This window comes from Peribacillus sp. FSL P2-0133 (genome assembly GCF_037975445.1).
In the GTDB taxonomy this organism is placed as follows: Bacteria; Bacillota; Bacilli; order Bacillales; family DSM-1321; genus Peribacillus; species Peribacillus simplex_E.
Map to the genome: position 1 here is coordinate 1,129,784 of NZ_CP150254.1, position 26,397 is coordinate 1,156,180.

The window sequence follows — 26,397 nt, forward strand, 5'->3', positions numbered from 1 at the left end:
TATGAATTAGCTCACAAAATACGATTAAAAGGAGAGTTTAAAAGATGGGTTATCCTAAAGATTTATTAGCAAGCAGATCAATAATTGAGCACGGTAAATATGCTTTAATTGCACCTGAAGGATTGGTTAATAATGTTGTTCCGGGATTTGAGAATTGTATCATTTCCATTTTGGGTTCTCCAAAGCTTGGAGCAAGCTTTGTCGATTACATTGTGACAATGCAAAAGGACGGAAGGAACAGCGAGGGGTTTGGCGGACAAGAAGATGTAGAGACATTTGTATATGTTATTGAAGGAAAAATAAAAGCTGCTGCAGGTGAACAAGAGTTTGTCCTCGATGAAAGCGGTTATTTATACTGTCCGCCAGGAACAAAAATGTATTTAGAAAACCAATTGGATGGAGATTCTAAACTATTCCTATATAAGCAGAAGTATCGTCCACTTGAAGGACGGAGGCCATGGGTTTATTCAAACCATGCGAACAAAATTGAATTCAGGATTTATGATGATATGCATAATGTCCATCTTAAAGATCTTTTGCCTGCTGATATAGATTTTGATATGAATTTTCATATTCTATCCTTTGATCCTGCTGCATCTCATCCGTTCATCGAAACACATGTGCAAGAACATGGCGCCTACTTACTCTCGGGAGAAGGGATGTATAATCTGGATAATCAGTGGGTTCCTGTAAAGAAAGGAGATTACATTTTTATGGGTCCATATGTACATCAAGCAGCCTATGCGGTAGGAAGAGAAAATTTAACATATGTTTACTCTAAAGATTGTAATCGTGATGCATCCTTGTAAAAAAAAGGTCACATCACTTAGAAGGAATGCGTAGACTTCAAGAGATTTAATGCGGGCAGAATTGTATTTTAGGGAGATCTGGTAAGTGTAATTCAAAACCATTAAATATTAAAGAGGTGCTGAGATATGGACCAGAATGTAATTTTGAACAAAAAGTCGATAATAGAGGAAAGAGTTTTTGAAATCGATAAAATAGCAAAATTCGATTCGGATGCACCACAAAAAAATTATTTCTATGAAACGGATAAAACTGTTGGGGCAGTTTGGTGTCTTGAACCTGAGCAGGAAGTATTTTTACACTCCCATTCGAATGTTGATGACATTTGGGTTTGCATTGAGGGGGAAGGAACATACTTTCCTGATTTAGAGAATGAGATTACGATCAGAAAAGGAATGGTAGTATTGGCCAAGCCTAATCAAATTCATGGAATGCGTAATACAGGAAACAGTCGATTCATGTTTGTAGGCTTTGCTGCAGGGGCATTGCCTATGGATATAACAAGATATTAGAAAAAGGTAAGATTATTAAACAATTACAAAATAATTTAAGTTTCTTCTTTCAAAAAACAAAAAAAGTGATTAAGGCGAAGCGATTGTAATGAAGACAGCGCTTCGCTTATATTTTTATTAATAAAAAGAGATGGTTTGTAATTTTTACGAAGAAACTATGGATTCCAAAGGAAATCAATACTTTTAAGAACTGGCTTCCTTAAAAACTCGCAAACAGATTTTACAAAAATCCAGAAATCGGAAATGGTGATGATTAAGATGACACAGCAAGGAGTTACTGTAACATTATTGTCCTCTTTACAGTGGCTTTTTTTTATTTTTGCCAATACGGTTGTCGTACCAATTTCTGTAGGAGCAGCATTCCAGCTTCCTACAGAAACAATTGAAATGACGATAAGATGCTCCTTTATCTTTACAGGCATATCCTGTATTCTGCAGGCCTGGATTGGGCATCGTTATCCATTATTGGACAGCCATTCGGGGTTAATGTGGGGTCTGATGATAAATATGGGCATCTCTGCATCTGCACTCGGATTGGATTTTGCAACCGTAGGAGGAGGAATTGCAACAGGTATTTTGCTGGCTGGAGCTGTAACCGTATTGCTTGCGGCTTTTAACCTGATTTATATCATACAAAAAGTAATTAAGCCGATGGTGATAAGTGTTTATATATTTTTGCTAACCTTTCAGCTCATCTTTATTTTCTTCAAAGGTATGTTTAAAATAACCGAAAGTGGAACGATTGATCTCCCTGTCAGTTTGTTTTCAATCTTGATTGTTATCTTCGTTGGCTTATTAAGGATTAAAGGAGGGAAAATACTAGGCAATTTCTCAATCCTGATCGGAATTATCGTAGGATGGTCATTATATCGAATTATTTTCCCTTCAGATCTTCCGACGGCTAGCTCTTCAGGTATGGAATTCACTTTCTTTCCCCTTGGAACTCCAAACTTGAATATTGGTATTATTTTTGTCTCCTTTTTTGCGGTCCTTCTGAATTTAACGAATTCTTTCGCTTCTATTCAAGCTGTTGCAGATGTTTACAAGGAAAAGGCGGAACATAGTCAATACAGGAGATCTATTTTTATAACAGGTATTTTTGCGTTTATCACTTCGATTTTTGGCTTGGTCCCTTTTACACCATTTACATCTACGATAGGGTTTTTACAAAGTACCAATTTATTTAAACGAAAGCCATTCATTATAAGCGGATTTTTGTTTACTCTCCTTGGAGTTATTCCGCCATTAGGGAGATTCTTAGGAACAATACCACTAACAATAGGTAACGCTGTTTTATTTGTCGCATACCTTCAATTGTTTGGGACCGCATTAAACAGCCTGAAAGGAACGTTATTCAACTCTGAAACGATACTCCGTTTAGCGGGACCAGTCCTGGTTGGAGTTAGCATTATGAATATCCCGCCAGCATTATTCGGCAGTATTCCAGTCCTCTTGCAGCCTTTCATTACAAATGGTCTCATTATGGGTGTCATTATATCGATCTTTTTGGAAAAGTTTATTGATTGGAATAAGTTAACAAATAAGTTGGAAGTCGGGCAGTAACCGATATATCTACCTGAAAATGAATAAATGAGCAACAACAACAAAAGGTGATTATTCTAAAAAAATGGATTTCATTTTACGAGTGAAGAAAAAAGGAGTTCATATAATATTAGACTACTTTGGACATCTCTAACGATAAACTTGAAATTGATTATAAGAAACAAAACAATAAATTGAGAACTTGATTAATCGATAACAAATTAAGTATTGAACCCGTTCAAAGGGAGGAGAGGTCAACTAAGAAAATTCTTCTCGGCGTATGCCGGGAGTCAAACTAATTTTTAAAGGAGGAATACACCATGGGAGAATATGTGAAAATAGGTAATCTTCAAGTCGCTCCGGTACTTTTTGAATTTATCAATAAAAATGGGCTACCTGGAAGCGAACTGAATCAGGAACAATTTTGGGTTGATTTTGAAAAATTGGTATATGACATGTCTCCAAAAAACAAAAAATTGTTAGCTCGTCGTGATGAAATTCAAACCAAAATCAATACATGGCTTAGAGAAAATAGAGAGATCGACTTTGCTAAATATAAATCATTTTTACAAGAAATTGGCTATCTCGAACCTGAAGGAGAAGACTTTCATATTACGATAGAAGGGGTAGATGATGAAATAGCCTTCCAAGCTGGGCCGCAGCTAGTTGTCCCGGTTGATAATGCTCGTTATGCTATTAACGCTTCTAATGCAAGGTGGGGAAGCCTTTATAATGCCCTATATGGAACAGATGTTATTAGCGAAAAAGAAGGAGCCTACCGAGAAGGGGGCTACAATGAAGTACGCGGTGGAGAAGTCATTTCATTTGCAAAGAATTTTCTTGATCAAGTAACTCCTTTAAAGGTTCATTCACATAGAGACGCTGTGAAATATGCAGTAGTAGATGGGAAATTGGCTGTTACACTCAGAAATGGAGAAATTACGAGTTTAGTAGAGGAATCTAAGCTAGTTGGCAATCAAGGTGAATACGAAAAGCCATCGGCTATATTATTAAAAAATAATGGTTTGCATATTGAAATTCAGATTGATCGAAGTCACCCAATCGGTAAAATAGATAAAGCAGGCGTTAAGGACATTCTAATGGAATCTACCCTTACGACCATTATGGATTGTGAGGATTCAGTTGCCGCAGTGGATGCTGATGATAAAGTCCTGGTATATCGAAATTGGTTAGGTCTTATGAGGGGTGATCTGACTGTAACTTTCAAAAAGGATAATAAAGTAATGACACGTACAATGAACCCGGATCGTTTATACAGAGCACCAGATGGAGAAGAATTCTCTTTGCCTGGTCGTTCACTTATGTTTGTCCGTAACGTGGGACACTTAATGACCACAAACGCAGTCCTAGATGCAAATGGTGAAGAGATTCCTGAAGGGATTATGGATACAGTCATGACTAGTTTACTTTCCAAACATTCCCTGTTAGGGAATGGTAAATATCAAAATTCATCTAAAGGATCAGTTTATATCGTAAAGCCAAAAATGCATGGATCCGAAGAGGTGGCTTTTGCCAATGAACTTTTTGATCGTGTGGAAGACATGCTTGGTCTACAGCGAAATACACTGAAGATTGGTGTTATGGACGAAGAACGTCGAACTTCATTGAACTTGAAAGCTTGTATCCGCCAAGTTAAAGAAAGAGTGGCATTTATTAATACCGGGTTCCTAGATAGAACCGGAGACGAAATTCATACTTCTATGGAAGCCGGACCTATGATTCTCAAAAATAACATGAAAGGATCAAAATGGCTACAAGGTTATGAAAAATCGAATGTCATTGTAGGTCTGGCAACCGGTTTTCAAGGTCGAGCTCAAATTGGTAAAGGAATGTGGGCAATGCCTGATATGATGGCGGAAATGCTAACGCAAAAGATTGGCCATTTGAAAGCAGGGGCGAATACAGCTTGGGTGCCTTCACCAACTGCAGCGACATTGCATGCTCTTCATTATCATCAAGTGGATGTAAAAAAGGTACAAGATGAGTTGAAAAAGAATCCAGTAAATTTACGTGATGATATTTTAGAAATCCCAGTGGCTCAAAACCCCGAATGGAGTCCGGAAGAAATTCAGCAAGAGCTAGATAACAATGCTCAAGGTATCCTTGGTTATGTTGTACGTTGGGTAGAACAAGGAATTGGTTGTTCTAAAGTACCAGATATCAACAATGTAGGGTTGATGGAAGACCGTGCCACACTAAGAATTTCGAGTCAGCATATCGCTAACTGGCTTCATCACGGAATTTGTACAAAAGGACAGGTTATGGAGACTTTACAACGAATGGCTAAAGTAGTGGATGAACAAAACAGTGGAGATTCAGCATATCAATGTATCGCGGATAATTACGACAGCTCAGTGGCGTTTCAAGCGGCATGCGACCTAGTGTTTCAAGGCTATAACCAACCAAGTGGGTATACTGAGCCTATCCTGCATCGACGACGAATTGAAGCGAAGAAATATAGTTGTAACAATAAGTGATTTCTGGGGCATTCAGAACAACTAGGATGCAATGTTACTAATTTCATGAAACTTGGCGTAGTGTCATAACTTAACTTCTACTAGTAAATTCATACGGGGCATCGGATTAAAATAAGTGATTATTCGATAAAATGGGGGACAAGTGATCAAGATTACTTGTTCCCCATTTTGGTCTAATCCTTTATAAAAAGAAGAAGCTAGGTAAACATATATGAATTAGATGTAACAAGATTTGCCATCATCTTTTTAGGTTCGCAGACCATCAGAAGTAAGTTGGACTTCATAAGTAGAACTAGTATCTTAATTTATCAAAAAATACCAGTGAAATATGATTAGGAGCAAACTATAACAATAAGTACCAATTCTTTTGATCATAGAAATCTGACTATGATTGGTTTGCTTTCAGTTGGTTATTTTGCACAAAAAAGCACCGAAATACTAACAAAAATGTCAATGAAGTTAAATGCGAAAGCAAGTAAAATAATACATGAGATAAATTTCGTGAATATTCATAACATGAATGGGTATTGTGAAGGGAAGCGATGTAATGGTCAATCAAAACGGAAAATTGATAGATGAAAAAGATGATGGTGCGTTCGATGATAGAATGGTTAGCATCTTTCGGGTCAACAATGGGGTGACCCGGTTATTATATTCCAAGCTCAGCAGGCAATGAAAGCTGAGATGGAAAAAGAAAACCTTATTACATATTTTGATAGTGTAGGCAACTTGTTTGGCAGGCTTGAGGGAACCGATCCCTCCGGTGGAATCATTCTGACCGACTCGGTCGATTCCTTGGCAAAGGAAGCTGGGGGTTTCACAATGGATGGATGTCAAACCTGTTGCGATGGATCGGGAAATGAATCGCTTTGCCCGAAAGATAGCTGAAGAGAAGAATATACCATACCAAAATATGGTCAGCGGATCCGGCAATGATGCACAGGAATTTGGTTCGTTTTGTCCGACTTGCTTGCTGTCCGTTCCAAGTAAGGGGGATCAGCCATTCACCTAAGGAGTTTAAGAGTGTTGCGGATTTGGAAAAGGTAATCGAATTTTTGAGTGAAATACTTTATAAATTAGCCTAATGAAGGAGTTGGTTAAAATGGCATATTCAGAATTGAATGCACCGATGAGAACGATCATGACACCAGGACCGGTCGAAGTTGACCCGCGTGTTTTAAGGGCGATGAGCACACCGATATTAGGGCAATTCGATCCTGCATTCACCACTATCATGAATGAAGTGATGGAAATGCTACGTTTGGTTTTTCAAACGAAAAACAAATGGGCGTTCCCGATTGATGGCACCTCAAGATCCGGTAATGAAGCGATTCTATGCAGCATCATTGAGCCGGGAGATAAGGTCCTGGTTCCTATATTCGGAAGGTTCGGTCATTTATTGGTGGAAATCTGTGAGCGATACGGAGCTGAAGTCCATACGATGGAATGTCCTTGGGGAGAAGTGTTCGAACCGCAAGCAGTCATTGCGGAAATCAAGAAAGTCTCCCCTAAAATAACAGCAATCGTGCATGGGGAAACCTCCACTGGTTGTATGCAGCCTTTGAAGGAAATCGGGTGGGCCTGCCGTGAATTGGGTGTCCTGCTTGTTGTGGATGCGGTTGCCTCCATCGGGGGCACTGATGTTAAGGTGGATGAATGGTGTATTGATGGATTGATAGGAGGGACACAAAAGTGCTTGTCCGTTCCTTCGGGTATGGCACCGATTACGTATAACGAGCGAATAGAAGAAATCATCCAGTCTCGCAAAAAGGTGGAACGTGGCATTGCGACGGATGAAGACAACCAAAAGTTTTCGGTCCGCCGTCCGATCACCAGTAATTATTTCGATTTAAGCATGCTGCAGGATTATTGGGGGCCGCGCCGTTTGAATCACCATACAGAAGCGACTTCCATGATTTATGCGTTACGTGAAGGATTGCGTCTTGTGCTTGAAGAAGGTCTGGAAACGCGCTTTGCCCGTCATGAACTTGACGAAGCTGCTCTTGTTGAAGGGATCAAGGCGATGGGGCTAACGTTATTCGGGGATGGGAAAAACAAACTTCCGTGTGTAACCTGCATCGAAATTCCAAAAGGAATCGATGGTGAAGCTGTAAGAGCCATGCTGTTGAATGAATTCAGTATTGAGATCGCGTCCTCATTTGGTCCGCTTCACGGAAAAATTTGGAGAATTGGGACCATGGGATTCAGTTGTAGGAAAGAAAACATCCTCTTTGTATTGGCCTCCTTGGAAGCTGTCCTTTTGCGCCAGGGGTTCCAAGTTAACCGGGGAGAGGCTTTGCAGGCTGCACTGGATGTGTATTTGGGAAAGAAGGAGAGAATGGTAGCATCACAAGGATCTCTTTGATTAATTGATGTCCATGTGCATTTCAGCAAACCTGGCCATGATCATTGGGAAGGCATAGAGGGAAATTCGCTTATCAGACGGATGGGATAAGTGAACGGGAGTGCGGGAAGTGGTTAATAGTGATAGTTTCCAGTATTGCGTTCAATAACTAGAAGAAGGGTTATAAAATAGGGGAGGGGGATTCCGAATCGGGAATCCCCCCTTTTTATCAGCTCTGCGTATGTATCATGTGTAAATCAAGGGGAAAAGAAACCGGACAAGTGGATTGCTTGTCCGGTTTCAAACGTTACTTTTCAACTTTGTCGACGAAATATTGATTTTTCCTGAATACCATCGCTTCCATGGTAGCGATCAATTCCCTTTCATTTAACACGTCTATTTTATACCATGCCAGTTTATGGTTTTTCTTTATCTCTTTCGCTCTAGCGGTTAAAGTCTCACCACGTTTGCCAGCTGATAAGAAGTTGATGTTATTTGAAACGCCAACCGCTATTTTGCCATATGAATTGCTGGCTGCTGCGAACACATAATCAGCAAGTGAAAAGATAATGGCACCGTGAACCGTTCCATGTGCATTGAGCATATGGTCACTTGGAGTCAATTCTGCTTCCGCTGTGCCGGGACCGAGTTTCGTCAATCTCATCCCGAGAAAAGAAGCATATGGTTCGTCGACCAGTACTTGTTTGATTTGGTCATAATGCAATTCGTGAATATCCTGATCTAAATGTGTGGTCATGGAAATCCCCCTTTTTTAATGGTCTTTTGCTGAACTTATCCCATATCCGGTGTTAGATTTGAACAGTACTTCAGGAAAACTGTTTTCCTCATCTTTTGTCTTTGACAAGATTGTACCTAAGTAGGCTCCAATAAAGCCAAGCGGTACGGTGAAAATGGTCGGGTTACTCATCGTGAAGAGGGGATTGCCTGTGAAAATACCCATTCCAGGTTCCGGGTTCCATACATTGGGACTGAGCATGACCAGTATGATGGAACTGAGTAACCCGAATAACATTCCTGTGATCGCTCCGGTTGCGTTGAAGCGTTTCCAATATATTGTGCAAAGGATGATCGGTAAATTGGCACTTGCAGCAATTCCAAGCGCAAGGACTGAAAGAAAAGCGACATTCATTGATTGTGCAAATAAAGCGAGTAAAATTGAAATGACAGCTACGCCGACAGAAGCCATTCGGGCGACGAGTATTTGCTGTTTTTCCGTAATCTTTCCTTCCTTGATGATTTCACCGTATATATCATGTGCAAAAGCGGATGCCGACGTTAAAACAAGACCGGATACAACCGCTAAAATCGTGGCAAATGCCACAGCAGAAACGAATGCGAATAAAAATTCACCGCCCATGGTTAATGCAAGAAGGGGCGCGGCCATGTTTCCAGCCGAGTTTGCAGCGACGATCCGCTCAAAACCGACGAAAGATGCAGCACCGAAACCAAGGAAAATCGTCATGATGAAAAATATCCCTATAAACCATGTGGAATATACGACGGATTTCCTTGCGGTAGCTGCGTCCTTTACTGTAAAGAAGCGGACGAGTAAATGCGGAAGGCCTGCTGCTCCAAGGACAAGCGACATATTAAATGAAATCATGTCGAGTCCATCGGTGTATTTATTTCCAGGATTCAAGAATTCCTTTCCGAGTGGTGTTGCAGTTTGGACATGATGGAACATCTCTGAAATGTTGAAATTAAAACGGGAAAATACGATGAACGTCAGCACAGCGGAACCGCCTAGTAAGAGAACCGCTTTGGTGATCTGCACCCAGCTTGTCGCTCTCATCCCGCCGAAAATTACATAAATCGTCATCAGTACACCGACAAGTAGGACGGATAGCCAATAATCGATGCCGAGCAGCAGTTTAATTAATCCCCCTGCACCAACAAGTTGTGCAATCATGTAAAAGATTGAAATGACAAGTGTATTGGCGGCAGCTATCCCTCGCACTTTTTTTGATTTGAAGCGTGCTGAAATCATGTCTGCCAGCGTAAACTTACCTAGATTGCGAAGTGGTTCCGACACAAGGTACAATAAGACAAGAAAGGCAACAAGGTTCCCGATGCTCATGTAAAAGCCATCGAAACCAATCAGTGCGATTGCACCTGTAATTCCCAGGAAAGAAGCGGCTGACATAAAGTCACCTGCTACGGCCAATCCGTTTTGCCATGCTGTCAATCCGCCGCCGGCAGTATAAAAGTCACTGGCATTTTTCGTTTTCTTAGAAGAGTAATAGGTTATTGTAAGCGTTAACAAAATGATGCCCAAAAATAGTGTGAGGGATAAAATGCTCATTCGACAAGCACCTTCTCATATTTTTTTAAGATATTTTTAGCCAGTTTGTCGTACTTCGCCGCTTTTTTGATATAGACAATTCCTCCTAACCATACGACGGCAAATTGGAGAAGTGCATATACCCACGCCCAAGTAATATTGAAAAATGCTTCACCTTTCAATACTTCACTATAAGCAGCTAAAATAGGCAGAACAAAATAAAAAGTAAGAAAGAAGAGAGTGACAGGTACGATGAAAGCTTTTTTCTTTTGAAGCAAATACTTAAATTCTTCCGTTTCAATTAATTGACGATACTTATTTCCGCTGTCATGACCTGATGGTGAATGCCCAGTTTTGGCTGTTGATTCCATAATAAGCCCCCTTTTTGTTGTAGTACGTTTTTAAAACGAATGTTTGATAAAATGATATATCATTGTTAAAATTAACATAGTCTGAAAATTTAGTAAATTAATATTTTTGTTTGTTCGGTCATTTTTCTGAATTAAAAAACATTATTGACAACGTGGAAATGACGTATTAATCTTGAAATAAATCATAACAATAATTTAATCTCCGTTTTATTATCGTTATGTATGTCAGGTGGGACAATAGTAAAATTGAGGGGGACTGAAACAATGTACAATCCGGAAATTGAAACGGCTTCGCGTGCTGAAATGGCAAGTTTACAATTGGCTCGCCTAAAAAAAACGATAAGCCATGTATATGAAAATGTACCTTATTACAGAGAAAAATTTAGGGAGATGGGCCTAGGACCAGAAGATATACAAACCCTAAACGATGTAATAAAGCTTCCCTTTACAAAAAAACAGACTCTTCGTGATCAGTATCCATTCGGTTTATTCGCCGTTCCGATGGAGGATGTCACACGAATTCATGGTTCATCCGGAACAAGCGGAAAGCCTACAATTGTCGGGTATACGAAAAATGATTTGGAAAACTGGGCAACAATCGTCGCACGTGGAATTGTAGCAGCAGGAGGTCGCAAGTCAGATATTTTCCATAACGCATATGGATATGGTCTGTTTACAGGGGGCCTTGGTTTGCATTGCGGTGCAGAAAAGCTAGGAGTTGCGACAGTGCCCATTTCAGGTGGGAATACCGATCGGCAGATTACCATCATCAATGATTTTAAACCGCGCGGCATTTGTGGAACCCCTACTTATATTTTGAATATCGCCGAAAAGATGGAAGAGATGGGAATTGATCCTGCAGATAATGGGCTTGAGTATGGGATTTTCGGAGCTGAGCCATGGTCAGAGGAAATGAGGGCAACACTTGAGAGAAAACTGAATTTGAAAGCCATTGATATTTACGGACTAAGTGAAATCATGGGGCCCGGAGTCGCAATAGAATGCCATGAAGCACAGGATGGATTGCATATCGCAGAAGACCATTTTCTTGTCGAGGTCATTAACCCGGACACGCTTGAACCAGTGGAGGACGGCGAAGATGGGGAACTTGTCTTTACCAGCCTTACAAAGGAAGCGCTGCCAATCATTCGTTATCGGACGGGTGATATCGCCTCAATTACCCATGAACCGTGTAAATGCGGGCGGACCACAACTAGAATGTCCCGTGTTAAAGGCAGAACGGATGATATGATAATAGTCAGGGGAGTGAATGTATTTCCTTCTGAAATTGAGCGTGTATTATTCCAAATGGAGGGAATTGTGCCTCATTATCAGATTCATCTCGTTAAGAAGGGGAAAATGGACGGTGTTGAACTGCATATTGAAATTGAAAGCGGTTTCTATAGGGAGATTGAAGAAGACTTAACGCATGGGAATGTAGAGATATTAAGGAAAACGATTCAGCATCATTTGAAATCCGCATGTCTTGTAACGATGGATGTTGTTGTCAACATTCCAAAAAGCATACCACGTTCAGAAGGAAAAGCAATTCGTGTCGTTGATAAGCGGAAGGATGAAGTCATTAGTTTATAATTCCGTGCTCATGAACATAATTCTGACGTTCAGTATTTGACTGCTTATGTACCGATTGAAATACGTGAAGCAAAAGAACTCGAACAAGTGGTGCGAAAACGCGATACATAAAGCGGATGCATTCGTGGTTAACCATGGTTCCATCTCTTAATGGAAGCGGAGATGGAACCAATCATGAAATAGAGAAGGAGGAGGGCATCTTGGCTAAATATACAGTTGTTGATCAAGAAACTTGCATTGCTTGCGGTGCATGCGGCGCCGCTGCCCCGGAAATCTTTGATTACAATGATGAGGGGGTGGCATTTGTCATCCTGGATGAAAATGAAGGAACTGCAGAGATCGCGGAAGATTTGTTTGATGATCTGGATGATGCAATGGAAGGCTGCCCAACAGATTCAATTAAAGTTGAAACTTCGCCCTTTAAAGTTTTAGTGGATTAAAAGATTCGTGAAATCCCCTGATAATTTCCTTTTATTATGAAAAAAGACAGAATAGTCTTGCATTGAGTATAACAATAAAATATAATAACGTTATATAAACGTTATATTACAAAAAGAGGTGATTTGGATGAACGTTCTTTTAAATGATATGGCAGGAGAAGAAAAGCTCAATCAATTCATTGCCAGAATCGAAGCAGGAGAAAAGATAGAAGCGGATGATTGGATGCCGGAAGAATACCGGGGCACTTTAATCAAGTTAATATCGATGCATGGAATCAGTGAAATCATGGGGGCTCTTCCAGAAAAGGAATGGGTGCCTAAAGCCCCGACCTTAAATAGAAAACTTGGAATCATGGCAAAGGTGCAGGATGAAATGGGGCATGGGCAATTATTACTTCGGGTAGCCGAGGATTTGCTAAAGCCGTACGGAAAAAAACGGGATGACCTAATGCAAGATTTGTTTAAAGGAGATTTAAAGTTTCATAATGTTTTCCATATGGAAGCCAAATCCTGGGGCGATGCTGGATTGATTGGCTGGCTGGTTGATGGTGCGGCCATCATTTCCCAGACGAACATGCTTGGCGCCTCATACGGACCTTATGCCCGGGCGTTACAAAGGATTTGCGCGGAAGAAGTTTTTCACGCCCAACATGGTGAAGCGATAATCATGGCTTTGGCTGAAGGGACGGAAGAACAAAGGAAATTGGTTCAAGACTCCATCGATTATTGGTGGGAATCTTTATTACTTTTCTTTGGACCTCCCAGCAAGAATGAAGTGGGTACATCCAAACAGGATATAACGATTAAGTACAGAATCAGAACCAGTACGAATGAAGAGCTTCGACAAGCCTTTTTTTCTAAATATGTGAAGCGGATCCTTTCACTCGGTTTTAGCATTCCCGATGAAACGCTTAGGTTTGATAAAGCATCTGAATCCTGGATTTACAAACAACCCGATTGGGGGAAATTGAAGGTGTTCGCAAGGAATGAAGGCCCCCGTTCGCAGGATCGCTTAAGCCTTCGAAGAATTTCTTATGAAAATAATAAATGGGTACGTGAGGCGTTGGCGCCAAAGGTCATCTAATGGAGGGGGGAAGGACGATATGGAAACTAGACAAGGAAATTACTTTGAAGAATTTGAAGTATTCAGCCGTAAAACGCAATCATCACCCGTTCAATACCACTTCAGCCTGCTGGCCCCAAATGAGGATATTGCCATCATGATGGCGCAAGAAAACTTCATGAGACGTGAAGCGGTTGATGATATCTGGGTCGTGAAAAGACAGAATATACGGAAAATGACGGTCGAGGAAAAGAAAACGCTTCAACGTATTGATAATAAAGATTACAGGACCACAAAAGGATACGGGTATTTAAAGAAAAAATGGCGGAAGTATGAGCAGGGAATGCTCGATGAAAAAGAGATAATGTCTTGGGCTGGAGGTGTAAAAAATGAGGAATGAATCATTGAAGGACATCGCAATCAAGGAATTGCTGCTTCAACTGGCGGACGATGACTTCATCCATTCATACCGTGGTGCAGAATGGCTTGGACTCGCACCGCATATCGAAGAAGATGTTGCATCCGCTTCGATTTCTCAAGACACGATGGGGCATGCAGCCATATATTATAAATTGCTGGATGAACTCGGTGAAGACGATGCAGATAAATTGGCTCACGACCGTCCTGCCAAGGAACGGCGCAATGCGATCATTCTCGAGTTGGTCAATGGTCCTGGTTACTATTTGAAAGATCCGGAATATGATTGGGCGTTTGCGGTAGTGCGGAATTATTTTTATACCCAAGCCAAAGCGATTAAGGTTCAATCCCTTCATTCATGTTCATATGAACCGCTTGCTGAGGTGGCACAAAAGGTACAGATGGAACTTTACTATCATTTGATGCACTGGAAAACATGGTTCGTCCAATTGCTGGGATCTGGTCACTTGGAAGCGGTTTCGAGAATGAAAGCGGCGATTGGGAAAACAATGCCGGATTTTGCCGGCGTATTTTCACTTGGACAATATGGAGAGGAAATGGTGGAGCTTGGCTTGATAGAAGGCGAAGCTGACTTACAGAAAAAATGGATTGAGGCTATCACCCCAATTTTTGAAAGTGTAGGCTTAGCAACAACTATTGAAATAGGCATGGCAAGAGGTGATGGTCGTAATGGCCAGCATACGGAAGATTTGGAAAAGGCGCTAGAAACGTTAAGTGAAGTGTACGCAACCGATAAAGCAGCTTCATGGTGAATCAGTGGAAAGGGGAGGGGTACCATGTCGACCATACAGTTAAACACAGAAGAAATTTATAAGCTCCTGGAAGACGTTAAAGATCCCGAAATCGATACAGTAAGTATCCTGGATTTGGGGATGGTTGAAGACGTGACGGTTTCGGGCCAGGACGTTTCGGTAAAAATGCTGCCAACTTTTCTTGGGTGCCCGGCATTGTCGATCATCCAAAAAAATGTGGAAACAGCCCTTCGAGAGCTGCCTGCCGTAAGAAATGTAAATGTGGAATTTTTACGTTCCCCTTCGTGGACATCCGATCGAATTACGGAAAAAGGGAAAGCTGGATTGAAGGTTTTCGGAATCTCCCCTCCTCCTCGACAAATGAAAAGTGATGGATCATGGCATGTGGATTGCCCGTATTGTGAATCAACTTATGTCACGATGGAAAATATATTCGGCCCAACGGCTTGCCGCAGCATTTTATACTGCAAATCGTGTAAAAATCCGTTCGAAGCGATGAAACCGATGATAAAAATGATCTAATAAAATGGAGGTTTTCTAAAATGGTAAAACTAATCGCCCTTTATAAACAACCTGAAAACAAGGAAGAATTCGATGAGCACTACTTCAATGTACATGGTCCGATAACGGAAAAAATTCCTGGTCTTCAAAAAATGGAGGTCACTAAAATAGTCGGGACACCAATGGGCAAAGACTCTGAGTATCACATTCTATGTGAAATGTATTATGAAGACCATGATGCACTGCAAAAAGGAATGCGTTCTCCGGAAGGCAAAGCATCAGGGAAAGACTTAATGGGCTTTGCGGGGAAACTTGTAACGATGATGATCGGCGAAGAAATAAAATGAATGCGCTTCAATTCATTGAAACGTCAATCGAGGACGGCATTGGTTATATCTTTTTAAATCGGCCGAAGCAATTGAATGCGCTTAACAGGAAAATGGTTAGGGAAATCGTTTCATCCATGGAGGCATTCGACCTCGACCCACAAGTGAAGGTGATTTTGCTGACGGGCAATGGAAAAGCATTTTCTGCTGGAGCTGATATTGACGAAATGGCTAACGACAATCCAATTAATCTGGAGTTAACGAACCAATTTGCCGATTGGGATCGAATTAGCCTAGTTAAGAAGCCTGTGATTGGTGCGGTGAAAAGTTTTGTATTCGGTGGTGGTTTTGAACTTGCTTTATCCTGCGATTTCTTGATTGCCGCCAGCGACACCCAGTTTTCCTTTCCGGAAGTGACTCTTGGAGTCATGCCTGGTGCAGGCGGAACGCAGAGGCTGACGAAATTGGTAGGCAAAATGAAGGCGCTTGAATGGATATTGTCGGCTGAAAGGATCAATGCTAAGACAGCTTTGCAATACGGTTTCATCAATAAGATCGTTGCTCCTGAATTGTTAATGGAAGAATCGATTGATTTTGCTAGAAAGATAGCAAAGCAACCTCCGTTAGCTGTAAGGCTGATTAAAGAATCCGTCAATAAAGCTGTTGATCTTTCCTTATATGAGGGTATGCAATTTGAACGAAAGAACTTCTATATTCTTTTTGCATCAGAAGACCAAAAAGAAGGAATGAAAGCATTTGTTGAAAAAAGAAAGCCTAAATTCACAGGCGGATAAGGAGTGCTCTATGTTCGAAACGATCACTTATAGGGTTGAAAACGGAGTGGCTTGGCTTACTTTGAACCGTCCTGATAAACTTAATTCCTTTACTTCCCAAATGAATAAAGAAATACAAAAAGCGATCAAAACATCTGCGGGGTCCGATGAAGTGCGGGCCATTATCATCACAGGGGAAGGCAGGGCCTTTTGCTCGGGACAAGATTTATCGGATTTGGATGATAGCATGAATTTAGGTCAATTGCTGCGTGAAAATTACGGTCCAATGATGCAGCAAATAGCAAGCTGTGAAAAACCGATCATCGCAGCGGTCAATGGGGTGGCTGCAGGGGCCGGTTTCAGCCTTGCACTAGCATGCGATTTCCGGCTTGTTTCTGAAAAAGCCAGTTTTATAAATGCCTTTGTCAATATCGGATTGATTCCTGATTCAGGAAATCTGTATTACCTTTCGCGGATTGTCGGTCATGCGAAAGCCTTGGAATTATCATTATTAGGGGAAAAGGTTACGGCTAGCGAGGCGAAAAATATCGGGATCGCTACAAAAGTGATCAGTGTGGAAGCATGGGACGAGGAATTGAAAGCCTTTGCAGAGAATCTCGCAAACAAACCAACGAAAGCAATCGGCTTAATCAAAAGATACTTAGAGGCATCCTATCACCTTTCATTGGAAGAATACTTAAAAGAAGAAGCGGAGGGGCAGCGGATCGCTGGCTTAACGAAGGATTATGCAGAAGGTGTGGCAGCATTCATTGAAAAAAGGAAGGCTCAATTCATAGGCAAGTAATATAGAAAAGGGAGTGGGAGTACATGGTAAGAGTTCAAGAGTCAGCATTTGAAAAGGCGGAAACGAAACGTGATTATTACCACCTGATCATTAATGGAGAAAGAGTGGAAAGCTCTAATGGATCCACGATTGATGCGTACAATCCTGCGACTGGTGAAATCATTGCCAAGGTTGCAAAAGCCACTAAGGAAGATGCAGAAAGAGCTGTTCAAGCTGCTCGTGAAGCATTTGATAATGGTAAATGGAAGAAAACTCCGATCAATAAACGGTCTCGTGTATTGAACAAAATTGCTGCAATCATGCGTTCACGCTTCAATGAATTGGTTGAATTGGAAGTCCTGAACAGCGGCAAATCCATTTCTGCAGCGCAAGGCCAAGTCATGCAGGCAATTGAAGATTTCGAGTTTTATGCAGGCGCTTTAGTTGCACACCGCGGATCTGTCAATAATGTTCCTGGTCAATTCCATAACTATACGGAAAAAGAGCCAGTAGGTGTTTGTGCTCAAATCATCCCTTGGAATTACCCTATGATGATGGCAGCGTGGAAAATTGCACCAGCAATCGCAGTTGGCTGTTCAGTCATTGTCAAGCCAGCTTCGTTAACGCCGCTGACTGCCATTGTATTAGGGGAAATCTGTTTAGAAGCTGGTGTTCCTTCAGGCGTGGTCAATATCATTCCAGGGCCTGGATCGGACGTAGGGAATTATCTTGTCGAGCATCCGAAAGTGAATAAGGTGGCCTTCACGGGCTCTACGCCAATTGGCAGGGATCTCATGGGCAAAGCATCACAGACATTAAAAAGGGTGACATTGGAGCTTGGAGGTAAGTCACCTAATATTGTCTTCGAAGATGCGGACCTTGAAGCAGCTATCGATGGATCATTATATGGCATTTTCTACAATACTGGACAGTCTTGCGAAGCTAGATCCCGTTTATACGTTCACGAAGACATATATGATGAGTTCGTTGCCAGATTCGTAGAAAAAACGAAAAAATTGAAATTGGGCAATCCTCTCGACAAAGAAACACACGTCGGTGCAGTCATAGATCAAGGGCAATTGGATGTAATCGACAATTATGTACAATCTGCCATTACTGACGGAGCGAAAATCCTGACAGGAGGAAAGCCAGCGGTAATTGAAGGTTTCGAAAACGGTTATTGGTATGAGCCGACGGTGATAGCGAATGTCAATCATGAAATGGATGTAGTGAAAGAGGAAATATTCGGACCGGTTGTTGTCATAATGAAATTCAAAGATGAAAAAGAAGCTGTGAGACTCGCAAATGATACGGAATTCGGTTTAGGTTCAGCTCTATGGACAAAAGATGGCGGGCGTGCGACTAGAGTGGCCAATCAAATAGAAGCGGGAATCGTCATGGTAAATTGCCCATTCTCCGCATTTCCTGGAACACCTTTCGGAGGGTATAAACAGTCAGGGTTCGGCCGGGAACTTTGTATTGAGACACTTGATCTTTATACAGAAACGAAAAGCATCATTTCCTATTATGGAAGCCGTCCCTTAAATCCCTTTGGAATTTAATAAAACATAAAATAGGCGGCTGGCTGAACGGTATGTCGGAAAAGTAATTCAGGTATGGATGAATGCTGATCTGGTTCATCGTAGCCAGCCCCTATTTATTTTTGAAGGAGGAATGAACGAATGATTAGAAATTTAGTGATTGTCGGATCTGGTGTCATGGGCAGGGGAATAGCTTATGTAGGAGCCACAGGCGGCTTTAATGTAGTACTGGTGGATGTGAATCAGGATGCTTTGGAAAGTGCAAGAAAAGAGATCGATTCCATTTTTGAGAAGGGTGTGCGCTACCAAAAAATCACCCAGGAAGAAGCGGCAGCCGCAAAAAGCAGATTTTCCTATTCTTCCAATTTGAAAGAATCAGCAGCATATGCCGACTTGATCATAGAGGCAGTTCCGGAAAAGGCGGAAATTAAGAGGGCAGTCTTCGAAACGATTGAAGTCCATGCAAAAGAAGACTGTTACTTTGCAACCAATACTTCCACGATGAGCCCTACGGAAATTGGTTCTTATGGAAAGCGTCCCGAAAGAACGATTGCCATGCATTTTTTCAATCCTGTACAAAAGATGCCACTCGTTGAAATTGTACGTGGTCTAGAAACCAGCGATGAAACGGCAGCCTTAATAAAAGAGGTAGCCGGAAAAATGGGAAAAGAAACCGTGGTCATAAATGAATTCCCTGGGTTTGTTACCAGCAGGATCAGCTGTTTGGTAGGTAATGAAGCGTTCTATATGCTTCAAGAAGGTTTAGGAACACCAGAAGAAATCGATAAGGCAATAAAGTTAGGGCTGAATTACCCAATGGGACCATTTGAGCTAGGTGATTTGGTGGGATTGGATGCCCGTTTGAATAATTTAAAATACTTACATAGTAAACTTGGTGAGAAATACCGCCCGGCCCCGCTCCTTGAACAGTATGTTAAAGCTGGCAGGCTCGGCAGAAAGTCAGGTAAAGGTGTGTACGATTATACAAAAGATGGCGAGCTGGTGAGGAAATGAAGGATGTTGTGATTATCGATGCTGTGAGAACACCAATCGGAAGATATAAAGGCGCTTTGAAAAGCGTTCGTCCGGATGACCTCGGTGCAATTGTAATCAAGGCGCTGACCGATCGCAATCCAGAGCTGCCGCCAGATCAAATTGAAGATGTCATCTTCGGAAATGCAAATCAAGCAGGAGAGGATAATCGCGATGTGGCCAGGATGTCCGCCCTTTTAGCTGGTCTTCCGGTGAACGTGGCTGGAACGACAATAAATCGTTTGTGTGGATCAGGACTGGATGCCGTCATGTATGCTGCACGCTCCATTGCTGTAGGTGAAGGCGATATTTATATCGCAGGCGGTACCGAAAGCATGACAAGGGCGCCGTACGTCATGGCCAAACCTGAGAGTGAATTTCCGCGGGGTTCAATGGAGCTTCAGGATACAACGATCGGATGGCGCTTCACGAATGAGAAACTTAAAGAAATGTATGGCACGGATTCGATGCCTCAAACGGCTGAAAACGTTGCCCGGCGTTTTTCGGTTTCAAGGGAGGACCAAGATCAATTCGCGTATCAAAGCCAGCAAAAAGCGAAAAAAGCAGTGGAAAATGAGCGTTTCATTAATGAAATCGTACCTGTTCGATATATGGATCGTAAAGGGAATGAAGTCATTGTCGAGAAGGATGAACACCCTCGTCCTGACACGACCATCGAAAAGTTGGAAAAACTCAAACCGATCTTTAAAGACGGCACTATAACGGCCGGTAATGCTTCAGGCGTAAATGATGGAGCCTCGGCATTACTTTTGATGAGTGCAGAAAAGGCACGGGAGCTTGGATTGAAACCTCTGGCCAAATATGTTGTAGGGGCGGTAGCGGGCTTAGAACCGTCCATTATGGGCCTTGGCCCGATTCATGCCACTAAAAAAGCATTGGAGAGGGCAAGCTTGACCATTGAAGACATCGGGCTAGTGGAATTGAATGAAGCATTCGCTTCCCAATCCTTGGAGTGCATCCGCCAATTGAAATTGGATCAGGAGAAAGTGAATGTCAACGGCGGGGCAATAGCGTTTGGCCATCCGCTCGGTGCAAGCGGGGCGCGTATTTTAACAACGCTCGTCCACGAAATGAAAAAGCGGAATGTCCGCTATGGTCTTGCGACGATGTGTGTAGGCGTTGGCCAAGGCATTTCAGCCATTATAGAAAATATTGAAAAAGATTGATGGTGGGGCCGGCCCTTATTAGATTTATCTGCATAAGGGTCATTTTTTTTAAGGGGGAGGAGACTCATGTCCAAGGTTATATATAAAGTGATAAATCAAATCGGCTATGTAACAGTGAATCGGCCCGACGTATTGAACTGCTTCGACTATGAGACACTTTGTGAACTGCAGGAAGTCATCGATGCAGTTTATTATGACGGCGATATCCGTGTCGTCATTTTCACCGGTGCAGGGGAAAAGGCCTTCAGTGCGGGAGCGGATTTGAAAGAAAGGAAGTCTTTGAATGATGCGGAAGTAAGAAGGAACGTTAAAGCGATTCGCGATGTTTTTAATAGTATCGCAGGGCTTCCGCAGCCAACGATAGCTGCCGTCAATGGATATGCATTGGGGGGAGGATTTGAATGGCTGCTTTCATGTGACTTTGCAATTGCTGCCGAAAGTGTTTCTTTGGGGCTCACTGAAACTAGCTGGGCCATTATTCCTGGGGCAGGCGGTACACAGCGGCTGCCGAGATTGATTGGGGAAATGAAAGCGAAGGAATTGATCTTCACCGCTAAAAAACTGACTGCAGAAGAGGCATGTCAATTAGGGATCCTTTTGAGGGTCGTGCCAAGGGATCAACTTATGTCAGCCTGTGAGGAATTGGCAGCCAATATCATGAAAAATGGGCCGATTGCAGTCAAACAAGCCAAATATGCGATTGACCAAGGACTGAATACGGACTTGCAAACCGGAATGGCCATAGAGGGAAAGGCCTATGAATTGACCATCCCGACTCAAGACAGATTGGAAGCACTCCTAGCATTTAGTGAACGGAGAAAAGCACGATTTACTGGTGAATAATATTGCGCTTTCTTTTTAAAAAGATATAATAATTATTATGTCTTCCGTGTGAAAATAGTAACAATGTAAGGGCGAGGTGAGAAAGATAGGTACTAACACTCAATCCATGATTTTCACGATATACGGCGATTATATCCGTAACTATGGAAATAAAATCTGGATAGGCAGTTTAATTCGTTTATTGAAGGAATTCGGTCATAATGAGCAGGGCGTACGTGTAGCCGTTTCACGAATGGTCAAGCAAGGATGGATTCAGTCAGAGAAGCAGGGAAATAAAAGCTATTACTTTTTGACTGATCGCGGTGTGCAGAGAATGGATGAAGCGGCCAATCGCATATATAAGATGAAACCGAATGAATGGGACGGTAAATGGCGTATCTTAATGTATACGATCCCTGAAGATAAGCGGCAATTACGGGATGATCTCCGTAAAGAATTATTATGGAGCGGGTTTGGCAGTTTTTCAAGTGGTTGCTGGATTTCCCCTAATGATTTGGAGAAACAAATCAATCGCTTGATAGAGAAATATGACATCAATGAATATGTTGATTTTTTCATTTCGGAGTACAAAGGTCCAAAAGAAAACCAATCGCTTGTAGAGAAAAGCTGGCATTTGGAAGAGATTGAAAATAAATATGAAGAATTCATCGAGAAATACAGCAAACAATTCATCGTTCATCAAAGCATCATTAACAGGGGCGAAATGTCCGATGCCGATTGTTTTGTGGAACGAACGAACTTGGTGCATGAATACCGTAAGTTTTTATTTATCGATCCGGGCCTGCCAAAGGAACTTCTGCCTTCAAAGTGGAATGGGAATCATGCTGCTCTTTTATTTAGCCAGTATTATCAAGTCTTGGCTGAACCAGCAAGCCGTTTCTTTGAAAGCGTATTTCAGGAAAATAATGATTTATGCCGGAAAGACGAAACCTATGATGCCAAGGATCATCCACTTATCATTAAGTGAAAAAGAGCTTCAGCCAGTCGCTAATGACGACTTGCAGAAGCTCTTTTCACATTATCATTTTCGACTTCTGCAATAATTAATCAAGTATCCCTTTGAAGTCTTTCCCTTTTTGAACATATGTATCGATGGAAAGTTGGATCAATTCAAGATCTTTATTATTCAATCTGCGGACCACTTTCCCCGGGGAACCAATAACCAGTGAACGTGGGGGTATGATTTTGCCAGAGGAAATCAATGTATTCGCTCCGATGATGCACTCTTCGCCGATCTCTACATTATCCAATATCGTTGAACCCATTCCAATAATGGATCGTTTGCCTATTTTACAGCCATGCAGGATAACATTGTGACCAACCGTCACTTCGTCTTCAATGACAACCGGGCATCCTTCAAATAAATGAATGGTCGAGTTATCTTGTATACTGCATTTTTCACCTATTGTAATTGAATCTTCATCACCGCGGAGTACGGCATTAAACCAAATGGTAGAGTCTTTCCCAATCGCAATATCACCGATTAAATGAGCGCCAGGTGCCACGAAAACAGTATCATCAATGGATGGTTTTTTATTATTATACGGTATAATCATAGTCTCGCTCCTTTTGAAAAGTCAGAATTGTTTTTCTAATGAATATAGTATAACATTAAATTGACAGGGAGGGATGAAAGTGAAATATATTTGTGAACTTTTTGCGATAAAATATCCTATTATACAAGGCGGCATGGGGAATATAAGCAATGCAAGTCTTGCGGCTGCAGTATCCAATGCAGGGGGACTTGGGACAATAGGGTGCGGTACGATGAATCCTGAACAGGTAGAAGCAATCATTCTCGAAACCAAAGATAAAACCAATAACAATTTTGCGTTGAACATTCCAATAAACGTTAGTCCATATACTGATGAGTTAGTGAATCTTGTCCTGAAGCATGATATACCTGTAGTTTCCTTATCTGCAGGAAATCCTGCCCCTTTCATTCCATTATTTCAAAAAAAGAATGTAAAAGTGATCGCCATCGTTGCGTCGGTCAAGCACGCGCAAAAAGCGCAAGCTGCAGGGGCTGATGTGTTGGTCGCAGAAGGGTTTGAAGCTGCCGGCATCAATTCGAACCTGGAAATGACGACCTTTACACTCATTCCGCAAATCAGCAAGCATGTGACGCTTCCAGTTTTGGCAGCTGGCGGAATAGGCAATGGGCAGGGTTTGGCAGCTGCATTGATGCTGGGGGCTTCAGGAGTCCAATTAGGAACCAGGCTGATCGCTACACAAGAAGCGCCGTTCCATCCGTCATATAAGCAGAAACTAATCGAAGCGATGGGCAATGATACGGTAATTTTGGGAAGAACATTTGGCCAGGTCAGAAGAGTATTGAAGGACCCATATACCGAGAAGGTCCTGGGTTTGGAAAAACAGGGACTGTCTCCTGTGAATTATCGTGAAATGACCTCTGAAGTCCATCATATTAATGGGGCGATGAACGGGGATGTTAACAATGGATTCATGAACAGCGGCCAGGTAGCCGGATTGATTGACGATATACCCACTGTTAAGGAATTACTTGATGGCATGATGAAAGATGCGAAAAAACAAATGGAGGATGGATTGAGCAGGCTCTCTGCCCCTTTTATGATTTGAGAGCGGAGGGGCCCATCTTGTCATTAGTTCATGGGTTTATTCCTTGGTAAACTACCGAAAGCTTGAGGTAAATTCGTCCTCAAGCTTTTTTCATTTCTGGACCATCTGAAATTATATGATCATTCTTCATACAATCTGAAATCTTATGTGAATAGCCCGATAACATAAAATGGACTCCATAAGGTACATTGTTTTAGGATAACATTTTGGAAAAATGTGATTGAACTTGTGATACAATGGAGAATGTCCTTTTTGAAATCAAGGGGTGCCCAGAATCAATCTGGGAGCACGCCTTTTATATGTAATAAAAGTTGGAAAAGGGGAAACCTCAATGGAAACTTTAATAATGGATATGATTGAAGCGTTTAAATCTTTATCCTATTTCGGTGTGTTGTTAGCTTTGACTTTTGAATTCATTCCTGCTGAAATAGTTTTGCCACTAGCTGGATACTGGGTTTATCAAGGTGATATGAATTTATACTTGACTATTCTTGCCGGTTCGTTTGGTGGGGTAACGGGCCCATTGACGCTTTATGCTTTAGGCAAGTATGGCGGGAGACCGCTTGTATTAAAGTTTGGGAAATACTTTTTGATCAAAGATGAGCAGTTGAATAAGGCTGACCGATTCTTTGAAAGGTTTGGTGGGGGAATTGCCTTTTTTGGACGGTTTGTACCAGGAATTCGTACCGCCGTTTCGCTGCCATGCGGGATATTGAAAATGAGTATTTGGAAATTCATTTTATATACCTATATGGCGATGCTTCCTGTTACTAGCGTTTATGTTTATCTAGGGTATAAGTTAGGACCGAGATGGGAGCAGGCAGGAGCCATCTTTTCACAATATGCGAATTTCTTGCTTATCCCAATCGCACTTATAATCATTTGGTTCATTATGAAGACTCAAAAACAAAAGCAAAGACAAAAACTAAAAGTCAATTCATAACAAAGAAGGCGCCTTGATCAGGCGCCTTTTTGATTTATGTCATTATTAGCAGCATCCACCGAAGCCGCCGCCGAATCCCCAACTGCTTCCGATGATGATCAACAAGATGAATAATACAATCAGCAATGCAAATCCGTTATCGAAACCGCCAAAGCCGTCGTCGCAACGATCGTTACAATGTCCACCCATTTGATTTCCTCCTTAATACATATTATGAATTACATACCTAGCAAAACATCTTTACCGGGAATACTTCATACTATGTATTCTAGGCCGAAGTGTTTGCTTATTCATAAAAAATGGGCGTGCGCAATAAGGGGAAATAAGCCCGAATATTTTTTTGATTTCGTTTTAAATGTTATAATATACCATGTGGATTGTGGGGGGAAGGGAGCTGAACTAAGTCATGAAAGTTGCCATTATAACGGATGTGCATGGAAATGCTTCAGCGTTAAAAGCCGTTCTTAGGGATATTGATCAAAGGGAAGATATAGATCGTCTCTATTGTTTGGGAGATATGGTCGGGATTGGCCCTGATACAAATGAAGTCCTTGAACTTTTATTTTCAAGAAATGATTTATCGATGATAACTGGAAATCATGATGAAGCTGTTCTGGCCATCATTAACGGGGAGCCGCATCCGGACGGTCATATTCATGTAAAGGAGCATCATGAATGGATAGCTGAAAGGATGCAGCGGAAATTCATAAATGAATTGGGAAAATTGCCTCGAACCATACATCATATCATTAATGATCACTCCGTTTACTTCACCCATTATCACATGGAATCGAAGAAATTGGATGAGCACATAAGCCAAAATCCATTTAGTAAAATAGTTGAACCGCATTTAAATAACTTAGAAATGCTTTTCAAAGATCAGCATCACGATTTAATAGGGTTTGGACATCATCATCCTATCCACCTCTTTAAAAATGACCGAACGATATTCCTGAACCCTGGTTCTCTTGGCTGCAATAGTGAACCAATTGCTCCTTATGCCATTGTTACGATTGAAAATACCGGTATACAGGTAAAGCTTGAAAAAGTCGCCTATGATAATACATCGTTCCTGTTATCGTATCAAAGTTTACAAGTTCCAGAGCATGAATTCATTATACGTGCCTTCCATGGCGGGCAGCAGGCCTAATACGTTTATAAATGAGGAAGTTTGGGAAAATGTTGAGCATAAAGGTACATGCCT

The 26,397-nt window shown here is 41.6% G+C and carries 29 protein-coding genes; 24 read left to right on the forward strand and 5 right to left on the reverse strand.

What is annotated here, in order from left to right; translation table 11 throughout:
• The first annotated feature begins 44 nt into the window (after positions 1–44).
• From allE to MKY17_RS05405, 7 genes are all read left to right on the forward strand, one after another.
• Complete coding sequence (gene allE, locus MKY17_RS05375; protein WP_098372597.1) at positions 45–809, forward strand: (S)-ureidoglycine aminohydrolase; 765 nt, start codon at positions 45–47, stop codon at positions 807–809.
• Between the two features lie 126 nt (positions 810–935).
• Positions 936–1,319 (forward strand): cupin domain-containing protein, encoded by a 384-nt coding sequence (locus tag MKY17_RS05380; protein WP_286177165.1) that lies wholly within the window; start codon positions 936–938, stop codon positions 1,317–1,319.
• A gap of 258 nt (positions 1,320–1,577) precedes the next feature.
• Positions 1,578–2,882: a uracil/xanthine transporter gene (locus tag MKY17_RS05385; protein WP_098372596.1), complete on the forward strand. Its 1,305-nt coding sequence runs from the start codon at positions 1,578–1,580 to the stop codon at positions 2,880–2,882.
• 299 nt (positions 2,883–3,181) lie between these two features.
• Positions 3,182–5,359 carry a malate synthase G gene (locus MKY17_RS05390; RefSeq protein ID WP_098372595.1) on the forward strand — a complete coding sequence of 726 codons (2,178 nt, stop codon included), beginning with the start codon at positions 3,182–3,184 and terminating at the stop codon, positions 5,357–5,359.
• 547 nt (positions 5,360–5,906) lie between these two features.
• A complete protein-coding gene (locus MKY17_RS05395; RefSeq protein WP_286177164.1) occupies positions 5,907–6,035 on the forward strand; it encodes a hypothetical protein in 129 nt (42 codons plus the stop codon).
• Positions 6,036–6,185: 150 nt separating this feature from the next.
• Positions 6,186–6,371 carry a hypothetical protein gene (locus MKY17_RS05400; RefSeq protein WP_286177163.1) on the forward strand — a complete coding sequence of 62 codons (186 nt, stop codon included), beginning with the start codon at positions 6,186–6,188 and terminating at the stop codon, positions 6,369–6,371.
• Between the two features lie 90 nt (positions 6,372–6,461).
• The gene (locus MKY17_RS05405; RefSeq protein WP_098372593.1) at positions 6,462–7,724 is read left to right on the forward strand and encodes an alanine--glyoxylate aminotransferase family protein; all 1,263 of its coding nucleotides are present in this window, start codon (positions 6,462–6,464) and stop codon (positions 7,722–7,724) included.
• A 286-nt stretch (positions 7,725–8,010) separates the two neighbouring features.
• Here MKY17_RS05405 and MKY17_RS05410 read toward each other — a convergent pair whose 3' ends face one another.
• The 3 genes from MKY17_RS05410 to MKY17_RS05420 are packed head-to-tail and all read right to left on the reverse strand — an operon-like array spanning position 8,011 to position 10,376.
• Positions 8,011–8,460, reverse strand: a complete 450-nt coding sequence (locus MKY17_RS05410; RefSeq protein ID WP_098372592.1) for a hotdog fold thioesterase — start codon at positions 8,458–8,460, stop codon at positions 8,011–8,013.
• A gap of 15 nt (positions 8,461–8,475) precedes the next feature.
• Complete coding sequence (locus tag MKY17_RS05415) at positions 8,476–10,026, reverse strand: cation acetate symporter (RefSeq protein WP_098372591.1); 1,551 nt, start codon at positions 10,024–10,026, stop codon at positions 8,476–8,478.
• Entirely contained in the window at positions 10,023–10,376 is a 354-nt protein-coding gene (locus tag MKY17_RS05420) for a DUF485 domain-containing protein (protein ID WP_098372590.1), read from the reverse strand. Before MKY17_RS05420 ends, MKY17_RS05415 begins: the two co-directional genes overlap by 4 nt.
• Positions 10,377–10,640: 264 nt before the next feature.
• Here MKY17_RS05420 and MKY17_RS05425 point away from each other — a divergent pair, with 264 nt between their 5' ends.
• The 14 genes from MKY17_RS05425 to paaX all read left to right on the forward strand — a co-directional run bounded on the left by MKY17_RS05425 (position 10,641) and on the right by paaX (position 22,616).
• Positions 10,641–11,969 (forward strand): AMP-binding protein, encoded by a 1,329-nt coding sequence (locus tag MKY17_RS05425; protein WP_098372589.1) that lies wholly within the window; start codon positions 10,641–10,643, stop codon positions 11,967–11,969.
• A 200-nt stretch (positions 11,970–12,169) separates the two neighbouring features.
• The gene (locus MKY17_RS05430) at positions 12,170–12,409 is read left to right on the forward strand and encodes a ferredoxin (protein ID WP_098372588.1); all 240 of its coding nucleotides are present in this window, start codon (positions 12,170–12,172) and stop codon (positions 12,407–12,409) included.
• A gap of 127 nt (positions 12,410–12,536) precedes the next feature.
• Entirely contained in the window at positions 12,537–13,493 is a 957-nt protein-coding gene (gene paaA, locus MKY17_RS05435; RefSeq protein WP_098372587.1) for a 1,2-phenylacetyl-CoA epoxidase subunit PaaA, read from the forward strand.
• 19 nt (positions 13,494–13,512) lie between these two features.
• Positions 13,513–13,872, forward strand: a complete 360-nt coding sequence (gene paaB, locus MKY17_RS05440) for a 1,2-phenylacetyl-CoA epoxidase subunit PaaB (RefSeq protein WP_076367474.1) — start codon at positions 13,513–13,515, stop codon at positions 13,870–13,872.
• Complete coding sequence (gene paaC / locus MKY17_RS05445; protein WP_098372586.1) at positions 13,862–14,662, forward strand: 1,2-phenylacetyl-CoA epoxidase subunit PaaC; 801 nt, start codon at positions 13,862–13,864, stop codon at positions 14,660–14,662. The genes paaB and paaC overlap by 11 nt, the downstream gene beginning before the upstream one ends.
• 24 nt (positions 14,663–14,686) lie before the next feature.
• The gene (paaD, locus tag MKY17_RS05450; RefSeq protein WP_098372585.1) at positions 14,687–15,184 is read left to right on the forward strand and encodes a 1,2-phenylacetyl-CoA epoxidase subunit PaaD; all 498 of its coding nucleotides are present in this window, start codon (positions 14,687–14,689) and stop codon (positions 15,182–15,184) included.
• Between the two features lie 20 nt (positions 15,185–15,204).
• Positions 15,205–15,510, forward strand: a complete 306-nt coding sequence (locus tag MKY17_RS05455; RefSeq protein ID WP_098372584.1) for an EthD family reductase — start codon at positions 15,205–15,207, stop codon at positions 15,508–15,510.
• Positions 15,507–16,283: an enoyl-CoA hydratase-related protein gene (locus MKY17_RS05460; RefSeq protein ID WP_098372583.1), complete on the forward strand. Its 777-nt coding sequence runs from the start codon at positions 15,507–15,509 to the stop codon at positions 16,281–16,283. The genes MKY17_RS05455 and MKY17_RS05460 overlap by 4 nt, the downstream gene beginning before the upstream one ends.
• Before the next feature lie 10 nt (positions 16,284–16,293).
• Complete coding sequence (locus MKY17_RS05465) at positions 16,294–17,067, forward strand: enoyl-CoA hydratase-related protein (protein ID WP_098372582.1); 774 nt, start codon at positions 16,294–16,296, stop codon at positions 17,065–17,067.
• Positions 17,068–17,090: 23 nt separating this feature from the next.
• Entirely contained in the window at positions 17,091–18,608 is a 1,518-nt protein-coding gene (locus MKY17_RS05470; protein ID WP_098372581.1) for an aldehyde dehydrogenase family protein, read from the forward strand.
• 120 nt (positions 18,609–18,728) lie between these two features.
• The gene (locus MKY17_RS05475) at positions 18,729–19,601 is read left to right on the forward strand and encodes a 3-hydroxyacyl-CoA dehydrogenase (protein ID WP_098372580.1); all 873 of its coding nucleotides are present in this window, start codon (positions 18,729–18,731) and stop codon (positions 19,599–19,601) included.
• A complete protein-coding gene (locus MKY17_RS05480; protein WP_098372579.1) occupies positions 19,598–20,806 on the forward strand; it encodes an acetyl-CoA C-acyltransferase in 1,209 nt (402 codons plus the stop codon). Before MKY17_RS05475 ends, MKY17_RS05480 begins: the two co-directional genes overlap by 4 nt.
• A 66-nt stretch (positions 20,807–20,872) precedes the next feature.
• Positions 20,873–21,649: an enoyl-CoA hydratase-related protein gene (locus MKY17_RS05485; protein ID WP_098372578.1), complete on the forward strand. Its 777-nt coding sequence runs from the start codon at positions 20,873–20,875 to the stop codon at positions 21,647–21,649.
• 85 nt (positions 21,650–21,734) lie between these two features.
• On the forward strand, positions 21,735–22,616 hold the full coding sequence (paaX, locus tag MKY17_RS05490) for a phenylacetic acid degradation operon negative regulatory protein PaaX (RefSeq protein WP_098372643.1): 882 nt from the start codon (positions 21,735–21,737) through the stop codon (positions 22,614–22,616).
• A 76-nt stretch (positions 22,617–22,692) separates the two neighbouring features.
• Here the strand turns inward: paaX and MKY17_RS05495 are convergent, their stop codons facing one another.
• Positions 22,693–23,205, reverse strand: coding sequence for a gamma carbonic anhydrase family protein (locus MKY17_RS05495; RefSeq protein WP_098372577.1), 513 nt, complete (start codon positions 23,203–23,205; stop codon positions 22,693–22,695).
• A gap of 79 nt (positions 23,206–23,284) precedes the next feature.
• Between MKY17_RS05495 and MKY17_RS05500 the strand changes: the two genes are divergently transcribed.
• Together MKY17_RS05500 and MKY17_RS05505 are read left to right on the forward strand one after the other, a co-directional pair.
• A complete protein-coding gene (locus MKY17_RS05500) occupies positions 23,285–24,250 on the forward strand; it encodes a DUF561 domain-containing protein (RefSeq protein ID WP_098372576.1) in 966 nt (321 codons plus the stop codon).
• A gap of 331 nt (positions 24,251–24,581) precedes the next feature.
• Complete coding sequence (locus tag MKY17_RS05505) at positions 24,582–25,193, forward strand: DedA family protein (RefSeq protein WP_076367448.1); 612 nt, start codon at positions 24,582–24,584, stop codon at positions 25,191–25,193.
• A gap of 45 nt (positions 25,194–25,238) precedes the next feature.
• On the opposite strand, the gene MKY17_RS05510 is transcribed toward MKY17_RS05505, so the two are convergent.
• The gene (locus MKY17_RS05510; RefSeq protein WP_098372575.1) at positions 25,239–25,382 is read right to left on the reverse strand and encodes a YjcZ family sporulation protein; all 144 of its coding nucleotides are present in this window, start codon (positions 25,380–25,382) and stop codon (positions 25,239–25,241) included.
• Between the two features lie 217 nt (positions 25,383–25,599).
• Between MKY17_RS05510 and MKY17_RS05515 the strand changes: the two genes are divergently transcribed.
• A complete protein-coding gene (locus MKY17_RS05515) occupies positions 25,600–26,343 on the forward strand; it encodes a metallophosphoesterase family protein (protein WP_098372574.1) in 744 nt (247 codons plus the stop codon).
• Positions 26,344–26,397: the final 54 nt, after the last annotated feature.

What these genes read in the sequence shown, in the direction of transcription:
- allE (WP_098372597.1), top strand. Translation starts at nt 45, where the DNA reads ATGGGTTATCCTAAAGATTTATTAGCAAGCAGATCAATAATTGAGCAC.
- MKY17_RS05380 (WP_286177165.1), top strand. Translation starts at nt 936, where the DNA reads ATGGACCAGAATGTAATTTTGAACAAAAAGTCGATAATAGAGGAAAGA.
- MKY17_RS05385 (WP_098372596.1), top strand. Translation starts at nt 1,578, where the DNA reads ATGACACAGCAAGGAGTTACTGTAACATTATTGTCCTCTTTACAGTGG.
- MKY17_RS05390 (WP_098372595.1), top strand. Translation starts at nt 3,182, where the DNA reads ATGGGAGAATATGTGAAAATAGGTAATCTTCAAGTCGCTCCGGTACTT.
- MKY17_RS05395 (WP_286177164.1), top strand. Translation starts at nt 5,907, where the DNA reads ATGGTCAATCAAAACGGAAAATTGATAGATGAAAAAGATGATGGTGCG.
- MKY17_RS05400 (WP_286177163.1), top strand. Translation starts at nt 6,186, where the DNA reads ATGGATGTCAAACCTGTTGCGATGGATCGGGAAATGAATCGCTTTGCC.
- MKY17_RS05405 (WP_098372593.1), top strand. Translation starts at nt 6,462, where the DNA reads ATGGCATATTCAGAATTGAATGCACCGATGAGAACGATCATGACACCA.
- MKY17_RS05410 (WP_098372592.1), bottom strand. Translation starts at nt 8,460, where the DNA reads ATGACCACACATTTAGATCAGGATATTCACGAATTGCATTATGACCAA.
- MKY17_RS05415 (WP_098372591.1), bottom strand. Translation starts at nt 10,026, where the DNA reads ATGAGCATTTTATCCCTCACACTATTTTTGGGCATCATTTTGTTAACG.
- MKY17_RS05420 (WP_098372590.1), bottom strand. Translation starts at nt 10,376, where the DNA reads ATGGAATCAACAGCCAAAACTGGGCATTCACCATCAGGTCATGACAGC.
- MKY17_RS05425 (WP_098372589.1), top strand. Translation starts at nt 10,641, where the DNA reads ATGTACAATCCGGAAATTGAAACGGCTTCGCGTGCTGAAATGGCAAGT.
- paaA (WP_098372587.1), top strand. Translation starts at nt 12,537, where the DNA reads ATGAACGTTCTTTTAAATGATATGGCAGGAGAAGAAAAGCTCAATCAA.
- paaB (WP_076367474.1), top strand. Translation starts at nt 13,513, where the DNA reads ATGGAAACTAGACAAGGAAATTACTTTGAAGAATTTGAAGTATTCAGC.
- paaC (WP_098372586.1), top strand. Translation starts at nt 13,862, where the DNA reads ATGAGGAATGAATCATTGAAGGACATCGCAATCAAGGAATTGCTGCTT.
- paaD (WP_098372585.1), top strand. Translation starts at nt 14,687, where the DNA reads ATGTCGACCATACAGTTAAACACAGAAGAAATTTATAAGCTCCTGGAA.
- MKY17_RS05455 (WP_098372584.1), top strand. Translation starts at nt 15,205, where the DNA reads ATGGTAAAACTAATCGCCCTTTATAAACAACCTGAAAACAAGGAAGAA.
- MKY17_RS05460 (WP_098372583.1), top strand. Translation starts at nt 15,507, where the DNA reads ATGAATGCGCTTCAATTCATTGAAACGTCAATCGAGGACGGCATTGGT.
- MKY17_RS05465 (WP_098372582.1), top strand. Translation starts at nt 16,294, where the DNA reads ATGTTCGAAACGATCACTTATAGGGTTGAAAACGGAGTGGCTTGGCTT.
- MKY17_RS05470 (WP_098372581.1), top strand. Translation starts at nt 17,091, where the DNA reads ATGGTAAGAGTTCAAGAGTCAGCATTTGAAAAGGCGGAAACGAAACGT.
- MKY17_RS05475 (WP_098372580.1), top strand. Translation starts at nt 18,729, where the DNA reads ATGATTAGAAATTTAGTGATTGTCGGATCTGGTGTCATGGGCAGGGGA.
- MKY17_RS05480 (WP_098372579.1), top strand. Translation starts at nt 19,598, where the DNA reads ATGAAGGATGTTGTGATTATCGATGCTGTGAGAACACCAATCGGAAGA.
- MKY17_RS05485 (WP_098372578.1), top strand. Translation starts at nt 20,873, where the DNA reads ATGTCCAAGGTTATATATAAAGTGATAAATCAAATCGGCTATGTAACA.
- MKY17_RS05495 (WP_098372577.1), bottom strand. Translation starts at nt 23,205, where the DNA reads ATGATTATACCGTATAATAATAAAAAACCATCCATTGATGATACTGTT.
- MKY17_RS05505 (WP_076367448.1), top strand. Translation starts at nt 24,582, where the DNA reads ATGGAAACTTTAATAATGGATATGATTGAAGCGTTTAAATCTTTATCC.
- MKY17_RS05510 (WP_098372575.1), bottom strand. Translation starts at nt 25,382, where the DNA reads ATGGGTGGACATTGTAACGATCGTTGCGACGACGGCTTTGGCGGTTTC.
- MKY17_RS05515 (WP_098372574.1), top strand. Translation starts at nt 25,600, where the DNA reads ATGAAAGTTGCCATTATAACGGATGTGCATGGAAATGCTTCAGCGTTA.